General features: G+C 70.6%; 7 protein-coding genes. 4 read left to right on the top strand and 3 right to left on the bottom strand.

Features of this window, described 5'->3' with window-relative positions; translation table 11 throughout:
• Nucleotides 1–163 precede the first annotated feature (163 nt).
• From CA984_RS20110 to CA984_RS20100, 3 genes are all read left to right on the top strand, one after another.
• Complete coding sequence (locus CA984_RS20110) at nucleotides 164–547, top strand: hypothetical protein (RefSeq protein ID WP_086574644.1); 384 nt, start codon at nucleotides 164–166, stop codon at nucleotides 545–547.
• Between the two features lie 252 nt (nucleotides 548–799).
• A complete protein-coding gene (locus CA984_RS20105; protein WP_086574642.1) occupies nucleotides 800–2185 on the top strand; it encodes a family 2B encapsulin nanocompartment shell protein in 1386 nt (461 codons plus the stop codon).
• 357 nt (nucleotides 2186–2542) lie between these two features.
• Nucleotides 2543–3583 (top strand): family 2 encapsulin nanocompartment cargo protein polyprenyl transferase, encoded by a 1041-nt coding sequence (locus tag CA984_RS20100; protein ID WP_086574640.1) that lies wholly within the window; start codon nucleotides 2543–2545, stop codon nucleotides 3581–3583.
• Nucleotides 3584–3759: 176 nt separating this feature from the next.
• Here CA984_RS20100 and CA984_RS20095 read toward each other — a convergent pair whose 3' ends face one another.
• The 3 genes from CA984_RS20095 to CA984_RS20085 all read right to left on the bottom strand — a co-directional run bounded on the left by CA984_RS20095 (nucleotide 3760) and on the right by CA984_RS20085 (nucleotide 6785).
• Entirely contained in the window at nucleotides 3760–4911 is a 1152-nt protein-coding gene (locus CA984_RS20095; RefSeq protein ID WP_242676058.1) for an acyl-CoA dehydrogenase family protein, read from the bottom strand.
• A gap of 171 nt (nucleotides 4912–5082) precedes the next feature.
• A complete protein-coding gene (locus CA984_RS20090) occupies nucleotides 5083–5889 on the bottom strand; it encodes an SAM-dependent methyltransferase (protein ID WP_086574636.1) in 807 nt (268 codons plus the stop codon).
• A 164-nt stretch (nucleotides 5890–6053) separates the two neighbouring features.
• Entirely contained in the window at nucleotides 6054–6785 is a 732-nt protein-coding gene (locus CA984_RS20085; RefSeq protein WP_086574634.1) for a hypothetical protein, read from the bottom strand.
• 324 nt (nucleotides 6786–7109) lie between these two features.
• On the opposite strand from CA984_RS20085, the gene CA984_RS20080 reads away from it, so the two are divergent.
• Nucleotides 7110–8747 (top strand): ABC-F family ATP-binding cassette domain-containing protein, encoded by a 1638-nt coding sequence (locus tag CA984_RS20080; protein WP_086574624.1) that lies wholly within the window; start codon nucleotides 7110–7112, stop codon nucleotides 8745–8747.
• Nucleotides 8748–8789: the final 42 nt, after the last annotated feature.

Genomic DNA, 8789 nt, shown 5'->3' with positions numbered 1-8789 from the left:
CCTAGGTGCCGAACGCCCCCAGCGCCCCCAGCGCCCCAGCGCCCTGATCGCCCGGCTGGTCCCCCGAGGGAGGTCGTCGTCGGGGTGCCCGCCGGGGCGGAGCCCCAAGAGGTGATCGACGCCTCCGCCCGGGCAGGCCGCACCCGCCTGATCGTGTGGGACGGTGACCGCCCGGCCGGCGTCCGTCCACGTCCGTGACGCCTACCCGGCCCGCAGGCGTGGCCTGCGGGCCCGCGCGGGTGATCTCCTCCACCGGATGCCGGAGCTCGCGGAGACGAGCTCGATCGCGGACGCGGACGCCCGGCTGAGCGCCGCCCGGCTGCGCGCGGCCCGCAGCCGGCTCGCGCTCGTGCGCGCCGCGGACGGCGCCCTGACCGGGGTGGTCAGCCTAGACGACCTGCTGACCGCCCTGCTCGCCCCGGCCTGGCGGCGGACCCGCCCGGCGGCGCTCCCTCAGGGGCCGATCGGCTCTGTGGATCCGTGGAGGGGACAGATCGCCAAGAGAGGCGGCAGACCGGTCGAGACCTGCGATCACCGACAAAAATGACATTTAATTCTAATCTGACATTTCGCAATAATGGTGATACCGACTTTTGACCTGATTATATTTAATGCTTGACAGGCTATTTAATGGAACTCCAAAATTGGTCCTGTTCGCGATGGCAGTCTGCATCCGGATTTTCATGCCGGAATTGGGAAAGTACGGCGATCTGACGATGGTCAAGCCGATGACTTCCCATTTCCTGATTCAAACCCTCAGTTTCTCCCTTTCGACACGAGTGCGAACAGGTGGTGTGTTGTGACGGAGTTCGACGCCGGCAGGACGCAGTTGAGTCTCGGTACGGCCGCGGCGCGCAATCTCGCGACGACGACCAAGACAGTGCCGCAGATGCAGGAGATCTCCTCGCGGTGGCTGCTGCGGATGCTGCCGTGGGTGCAGGTGTCGGGTGGCACCTACCGGGTGAACCGGCGGCTGAGCTACACCATCGGCGACGGGCGGGTGAGCTTCACCACCGTGGGATCGCAGGTGAAGGTGGTCCCGGCCGAGCTGTGCGAGCTGCCGACGCTGCGCCACTTCGACGACTCCGAGGTTCTGGAGGCGCTCGGCGAGCGGTTCGCGCAGCGGGAGTTCTCGCCCGGGGACGTGCTGGTGCAGGCGGGCCGGCCGGCCGACGAGGTCGTGCTCATCGCGCACGGCAAGCTCAACAAGGTCGGCAACGGGCCCTACGGCGACCAGGTCGTCCTGGGAGTGCTGGCCGGTGGCGACCACTTCGGCGACGAGACGCTGGCGGGGCCGCAGGGCGACTGGGAGTTCACGGTCAAGGCGGTCACCGCGGGGACGGCGATGATCCTCCCCCGGCAGGCGTTCCAGGAGCTGACCGACCAGTCCGAGTCGCTCCAGGCCCACCTGCGCCAGGTGCAGGCCGGTCCGAAGGGCCCGCAGAACAAGTACGGCGAGGCGGCCATCGAGACGGCGGCCGGGCACGCGGGCGAGCCAGACCTCCCGGGGACGTTCGTCGACTACGAGCTCGCTCCCCGCGAGTACGAACTGAGCGTCGCGCAGACCGTGCTGCGCGTGCACAGCCGGGTGGCCGATCTCTACAACGACCCGATGGACCAGATCGAGCAGCAGCTCCGGCTGACGATCGAGGCGCTGCGCGAGCGGCAGGAGCACGAGCTGGTCAACAACCGCGAGTTCGGGCTGTTGCACAACGCCGACCTCAAGCAGCGGATCCACACCCGGACCGGACCGCCCACCCCCGACGACCTCGACGAGCTGCTCAGCCGCCGGCGGAACACGCAGTTCATCCTCGCCCACCCGCACGCCATCGCCGCCTTCGGCCGGGAGTGCAACCGCCGCGGGCTCTACCCTCTCGGCGTCGACGTCGGCGGGAACACGGTCCCCGCCTGGCGCGGCGTCCCGATCTTCTCCTGCAACAAGATCCCCATCACCGACACCCGCACCACGTCGATCCTCGCCATGCGGACCGGAGAGGACAACCAGGGAGTCGTCGGCCTGCACCAGACGGGCATCCCGGACGAATACCAACCCAGCCTGTCGGTCCGCTTCATGGGCATCAGCGAGAAGGCGATCATCTCCTATCTGGTCAGCGCCTACTACTCCGCCGCCGTGCTGGTCCCCGACGCGCTCGGCATCCTCGAAGACGTCGAACTCGGCCACTGAGGGCGCGGGCATATGCGGCCCTGTGAACTCACCGGCTCCCGCATGCCGTACCCGGCACGGCTGAATCGCCGGGCGGAAGGCACACGCGCGCACGTCGAGGAACGGCCGCGCGGGAGGAGAACGCCCGGATCCGGGGCCCGCCGCCGGGTTCCCGGCCGATGAGTACGGGTCCCGCCGTCGGAACCGGCTGGGATCGGGGTGTGTCGTGACGGGACCAGAGACCGTCAGGGCACGCCCGGATCCGGGTACGGCCGCCGCACACGATCTTGCACTGGGGGCCGGGACGGCGGTCCGGCACCCAGCGCGCCCGGCGTCATCGGAGACTCCGGGCCCGGCCACAGAGCGAGGAGACGGGAAATGACCGCGGTTGAGGTGACGGCCGAGGGACGATCGGTGCGGGAGGTACTGGCCTGGAGCCGCGACCTGGTCGAGTCCGCACTGCGTCCGGCGGCCGACACGCTGCCCCCATCGATGCGGCGCATCGCCGGCTACCACTTCGGCTGGTGGGACGAGCACGGCCGGCCCGCCGGGGCGGACGGCGGCAAGGCGATCCGTCCCGCCCTGGTCCTGCTGGCGGCCGAGGCCGTGGGAGGAGGCGCCGCCGCGGCGGTGCCCGCGGCGGTCGCCGTCGAGCTGGCGCACAACTTCTCCCTCCTGCACGACGACGTGATGGACGGTGACAGGACCCGGCGCCACCGTCCCACGGCCTGGACCGTCTTCGGCGTCAGCCCGGCGATCCTGGCCGGCGACGCCCTGCTGACGCTGGCCTTCGACGTGCTCGCCGCGGGCGGGCACCCGGCCACCCCGCGGGCGACGCGGATCTTCAGCGCCGCGATCCAGGAACTGCTGGAGGGCCAGCACACGGACGTCGCCTTCGAGCGGCGCCAGGACGTCGAGCTCGCCGAGTGCCTGAGCATGGCGGCGGGCAAGACGGGCGCCCTGCTGGGGTGCGCCTGCGCGCTCGGCGCGCTGTTCGGCGGCGGCAGCCCGGCCCAGGTCGAGCATCTGCACGCCTTCGGCAGGGACCTGGGACTGGCGTTCCAGTTCGTCGACGATCTCCTGGGCATCTGGGGAGACCCGGAGGTGACCGGCAAGCCGGTCCACTCGGACCTGCGCAGCCGTAAGAAGTCCCTTCCGGTCGTGGCCGCGCTCACCTCCGCGACCGCGGCCGGGCGGGAGCTGGCCGGGCTGTACCAGGGCGAACACCCCCTGTCCGACGCCGATCTGGTCCACGCCGCCGGGCTCGTCGACGCCGTGGGCGGGCGCGCCTGGAGTCAGGCGCAGGCCGACGAGCTGCTGACGCGGGCGCTGGGCCACCTGCAGGCGGCCGGGACGGTCCCGGGATCGGTCGCCGAGCTGGGCGCGCTCGCCCGCCTCGTCACCCACCGCGACCACTGAACGGCGTGGAGCCCGGCCGGTCGCCCGCCGCCGCCCGGCCGGCTCCGGGGGAGCAGAGATCCGGTAGGCGCGGATCACGTCCGCCCGGCTGTCACGGCTCCCGGGAGGCGGCGGTCTTCGGGGAACGGGCGGGCCGCTCTCCGGGAGAGGGAGGCTCTTCGGGAGGGAAGGCGGCGTCAGACGAAGGCGCCCACGCCGGTGATCGCGCGGCCCACGATCAGGCTGTTGATCTCGCGGGTGCCCTCGTAGGAGTAGATGGCCTCGGAGTCGGCCACGAACCGGCCCATGCCGTAGTCGAGCACGATCCCGTTGCCGCCCATGATCTCCCGGCCCCAGCCCACCGCCTCGCGCATCCGCACGGTGCAGAAGGCCTTGGCCATGGCCGAGTGCTCGTCCTTGTAGACGCCCGCGTCCTGGAGCTGGGCCAGCCGCACCACCATGCCCAGGGAGCAGGTCACGTTCCCCAGCATCCGCACCAGCAGGTCCTGCACGAGCTGGAAGCCCGCGATCGGCCGTCCGAACTGCTCACGGTCCTTGGAGTACTCCAGCGCCAGCTCGTAGGCGCCCATCATGCAGCCCACCGCCTGCCAGGCCACCCCGCCCCGCGTCTGCCGCAGGATCGCCGCGGTGTCGCGGAAGCCGCCGGCGTTCTGCAGCCGGTTCTCCTCCCGCACCAGGCAGTTCGTCAGCGTGATGTCGGCGTTCTGGACCGTCCGCAGCGCGATCTTGTTCTCGATCTTCGTGGCGGAGAACCCGGGGGTGCCCTTCTCCACCACGAACCCCTTGACCTGGCCGTCCGCCTCGTCCTTGGCCCACACCACGACCAGGTCGGCGAAGGTGGCGTTGCCGATCCACCTCTTGGCCCCGTTGAGCACCCACACGTCGCCCTCGCGCCGGGCCGTCGTGCGCAGCCCCGCCGCGACGTCGGACCCGCCTTCGGGCTCGGTCAGGGCGAACGCCCCGATCTTCTCCATCGCGGCCATCGGCGGCAGCCACCGCTCCCGCTGCTCGTCGGAGCCCAGCCGGTCGATGCTCCCCATCGCCAGCCCGTTGTGCACGCCGAAGAACGTCCCCATCGAGGGATCCACCCGGTTCATCTCCAGCACCAGGAACCCGGTCAGCAGGCTTCGCGCCCCCCGGTACGGCAGGCCGGCGATGTCCAGTTTCGCGAACTCGGGGATGAGGTGGTGGGGGAAGCGGGCGTTGGTCCACTCCTCGTCCGCGATGGGCGCGACCTCCCGGGCCATGAACTCCCGCACCCGCAGCACGATCTCCTTCTCGTCCTTCTCCAGGAGCTCGAAGTAGTCGTAGAAATCGCCCGTCATCATCGTCTCAGTCCCCCTCAGGTCCGTGTGGCCGCTCACCTGCCCAGGGGCCGGGGGATCAAGCATCGACCCGCCTCGCAGGCCGGCGATGCCCTGGCCTCCGCCGCCCGCGCGGGTCACGAGCGCCTCCGCGCCGGCCGTACCACGCCGGCGCCGGTCCGAGGCGGACGGACATCAGGCCTTCCTGCCCACACCGCCCATGATGAGCGCCCGCGAGGGGTCGTCGTAGCGCGGGTATCCCTCCGGCCGCCACCCGGGCACCCAGACGAGCCCCGGATCCACCAGCTCGAACCCGTCGAACAGGTCGAGGATCTCCTGCCGCGAACGGAGGACGAGCGGCGAGTCGGCCCGCTCGTAGACCTTGGTGCCCCTGTCCACGGCCTCGGCCCGGGAGTCGCGGGTGCCGTGGGAGAGGACCAGGTAGCTGCCGGACGGTACGGCGTCCCGCAGCGTGGCGATGATGCGCCGGGGGTCGTCGGACTCGGTGATGAAGTGCATGACCGCCACGAGCAGCACGGCGATGGGCTTGGAGAAGTCGAGATGGTCATGTATCTCGGGGGATTTGAGGATCTCCTCCGGCTGCCGCAGGTCGCCCGAGGCGACCATGACCTCGTCCCTGCTTCCGCGGAGGAGCGCTCTGGCGTGCACGAGGACGATCGGGTCGTTGTCGACGTAGGCGACGCGCGCGTCCGGTGCGATCCGGTGAGCCACCTCGTGGACGTTGCCCCGGGTGGGCAGCCCGGTGCCGATGTCCAGGAACTGCTCGATCCCCGTCTCCGCCATGAATCTGACGGCCCGGCCGAGGAAGGCGCGGTTCTCCCGGGCGGCCATGCGCAGCTCGGGGGCGACGGAGAGGATCTCCTCGGCCGCGGCGCGGTCGGCGGCGAAGTTGTCCTTCCCGCCGAGATAGTAGTCGTACAGCCTGGCGACGCTCGGAGTGTTGACGTCGATCCCCCGCCGTACCCACTCTTCTTCCGCCATGTTCCTCCCCGCCTGAACAATCGCGAAGATCCTTCTATCGAGAGTAACGCCCTATCTGTCGGCGTAGGCGGAGTTTTTTGCGGAGGAACGACGGAAGCCCAGGTCGCCCTGGGCTTCCGCGTCATCGAGATGTGCCCGCCGGGGCAGGCGTCGTCCGTGGGGGACTACCGGCGCCAGACCCGGATCCGGTCGGACCGGCTGGTGCTGTCTTCGAGCCTGTCGTCGCCGTCGAAGACCGCGCGGTACTCACCGCTCTTGGAGGCGCGGGCCTTGGCCCGGAACGAACCCTTCCACCCGGTGTCGGCGGAGGTCACCCACTTCCAGGCGCTGGAGCCGCGGGGACGGAAGTAGATCTCGACCTCCTCGTTCCTCAGACCCCGCCACTCGTGACCCCTGCTGACCTGGAGGCGGCCGGTGAAGTAGACCCAGCGGCCCTTGCGGACCGTCTCCGGGTTCGCGTAGAACCCGGTCAGACGGGTGTCGGCCTTCTCCTGCTCCTCGTGCTTGACGGAGAAGTTGACCTGGTCGGTCACCTTCTTGCCGTCCTTGTCGTAGGCCTCGGCGATCGCCAGCCAGCGGCCCTCGAAGTCGTTCTCGTCGAAGCTCGTGCTGAAGCGCCACAGGTCGCCCTCGTGGATGATCCTGGGCTCGCGCACGTCCAGCGTCCGGAACCTGTCGGAGACCGGCTTGAGGCGGAGTTCGACGCGGGTCGCCTCGGTGGTGCGGACCTCGATCGTGACCCTCGTGTCCTCGCCCTCCTGGACGACGACCGGGTTCGGGTTCACGCTGTCGATGTGCACGCTGAGAGCGGTGCGCTCGGCGGAAGCCGTGCCGGCGGACAGGAGGAGCGAGCCGCCTACAGCTGCGGACAGTAGGCCGACGGCGATTCGTTTCATCAAGACGTTTTCCTTCTCCCCGTTGTGAGAAGCGGTCGGGGGTGATCGCTTCTACCTCTATAAGACGGGCCTGGCGGAGGAATCGTTGGCTGAAGTCTCAAAAAAGAGCAGATAAAATTTCTGTAAAGTAACGTTTGGCTGTGAGTCCGCAGGTCGTGCCGGTGCCGGGACGGTGCTCCGCCGGTGGATCTTGACACGGAAGCTGTCCGTTTTGTCGGGAATACGGTTGGCGTCGCAGTCCGCCTTCCGGACGTCGGAGTCCGGAAGGCGGACGGTCGGGTCCGATGGGAGGGAGAGGGGCCCGCCGCCGGATACCGTTTCCCCATGAGTGCCACCATCGTCGCCAAAGATCTCGCCGCAGGACACGGCGACCGCGCGCTGTTCTCCGGACTGGACCTGGTCGTCGCCCCCGGCGATGTGATCGGCCTGGTCGGGATGAACGGGGCGGGCAAGTCCACCCTGATGCGGATCATGGCCGGGCTGCTGCCCCCGGAGCATGGTGCCGTACGGCTCAGCCCGCCCTCGGCGGTGGTCGGCTATCTGCCGCAGGAGCGGGAGCGCCGGGCGGACGAGACGGTCGCGGCCTTCCTGGCCAGGCGGACCGGGGTGGCCGACGCCCAGCGCGAGCTGGACGCCGCGACCGAGGGCCTGGTCGAGGGCCGTCCCGGCGCCGACGACGCCTACGCCGCCGGCCTGGAGAAGTGGCTGGCCCTGGGCGGAGCCGACCTGGAGGACCGCGCCGAGGAGGTCGTCGCCGACCTCGGCCTGGCGGTGGACCTGGACCGGCCGATGACGGCGCTCTCCGGCGGCCAGGCGGCGCGGGCGGGAATGGCCTCCCTGCTGCTCAGCCGCTATGACGTCTTCCTGCTGGACGAGCCCACCAACGACCTCGACCTGGAGGGCCTGGAGCGGCTGGAGCGCTTCGTCGTCGGCCTGCGCGCCGGGACGGTCCTGGTCAGCCATGACCGCGAGTTCCTGGCCAGGACGGCGAACCGGGTCGTCGAGCTCGACCTCGTCCAGCAGCGGATCGGGATCTACGGCGGCGGCTACGAGGCGTACCTCGCCGAGCGCGAGGTGGCCCGGCAGCACGCCCGCGACGAGTACGAGGAGTACGCCGGCACCGTCGCCTCACTCAAGCAGCGGGCCGGGATGCAGCGGGCCTGGATGGAGAAGGGCGTCAAGAACGCGCGGCGCAAGGCGGGCGACAACGACAAGATCGGCCGGAACTTCCGCACCGAGGCGACCGAGAAGCAGGCCGCCAAGGCCCGCCAGACCGAGCGGATGATCGAGCGGCTGGAGGAGGTCGAGGAGCCCCGCAAGGAGTGGGAGCTCCGGATGGAGATCGCCGTCGCCCCGCGGGCGGGGGCGGTCGTCGCCACCCTGCGCGGAGCGGTCGTCCGGCGCGGCGTCTTCACCCTCGGTCCGGTGGACCTGCAGATCGGCTGGGCCGAACGGGTGGCGATCACCGGGGCCAACGGCTCGGGCAAGTCCACGCTCCTGGCGGCGCTCCTGGGCAGGCTCCCGCTGGATGAGGGGAACGCCTCGCTCGGCTCCGGGGTGGTCGTCGGCGAGGTGGACCAGGCCCGCGGGCTGTTCCTCGGCGGCGAACCGCTGCTGGACGCCTTCGGCGCCGCCGCGCCGGACATGCCCCCCGCCGACGTGCGCACGCTGCTCGCCAAGTTCGGGCTGCGTGCGGCGCACGTGCTGCGCCCGGCCGCGACCCTGTCGCCGGGGGAGCGGACCCGGGCCGCGCTCGCGCTGCTCCAGGCCCGGGGGGTGAACCTCCTCGTCCTCGACGAGCCGACCAACCACCTGGACCTGGCGGCCATCGAGCAGCTGGAGTCCGCGCTCGTCTCCTATCCCGGCACGCTCCTGCTGGTCACCCACGACCGGCGGATGCTGGACGCCGTACACACCACCAGGCACATCCACGTCGACGCCGGTCGGGTCGCGGAGATCTAGAGGCCGGCCTCCGCGACCTCGGCGCCCCGCGGCCTCCAGGGA

The organism is Streptosporangium minutum (assembly GCF_002149035.1).
In the GTDB taxonomy this organism is placed as follows: Bacteria; Actinomycetota; Actinomycetes; order Streptosporangiales; family Streptosporangiaceae; genus Streptosporangium; species Streptosporangium minutum.
The sequence above is the reverse complement of the archived record's forward strand: the minus strand, read 5'-3'. Positions and strand labels throughout refer to the sequence as shown.

Coding starts and splice junctions, on each gene's coding strand:
- CA984_RS20085 (WP_086574634.1), bottom strand. CDS start 6,785: ATGAAACGAATCGCCGTCGGCCTACTGTCCGCAGCTGTAGGCGGCTCG.
- CA984_RS20090 (WP_086574636.1), bottom strand. CDS start 5,889: ATGGCGGAAGAAGAGTGGGTACGGCGGGGGATCGACGTCAACACTCCG.
- CA984_RS20095 (WP_242676058.1), bottom strand. CDS start 4,911: ATGATGACGGGCGATTTCTACGACTACTTCGAGCTCCTGGAGAAGGAC.
- CA984_RS20100 (WP_086574640.1), top strand. CDS start 2,543: ATGACCGCGGTTGAGGTGACGGCCGAGGGACGATCGGTGCGGGAGGTA.
- CA984_RS20080 (WP_086574624.1), top strand. CDS start 7,110: ATGAGTGCCACCATCGTCGCCAAAGATCTCGCCGCAGGACACGGCGAC.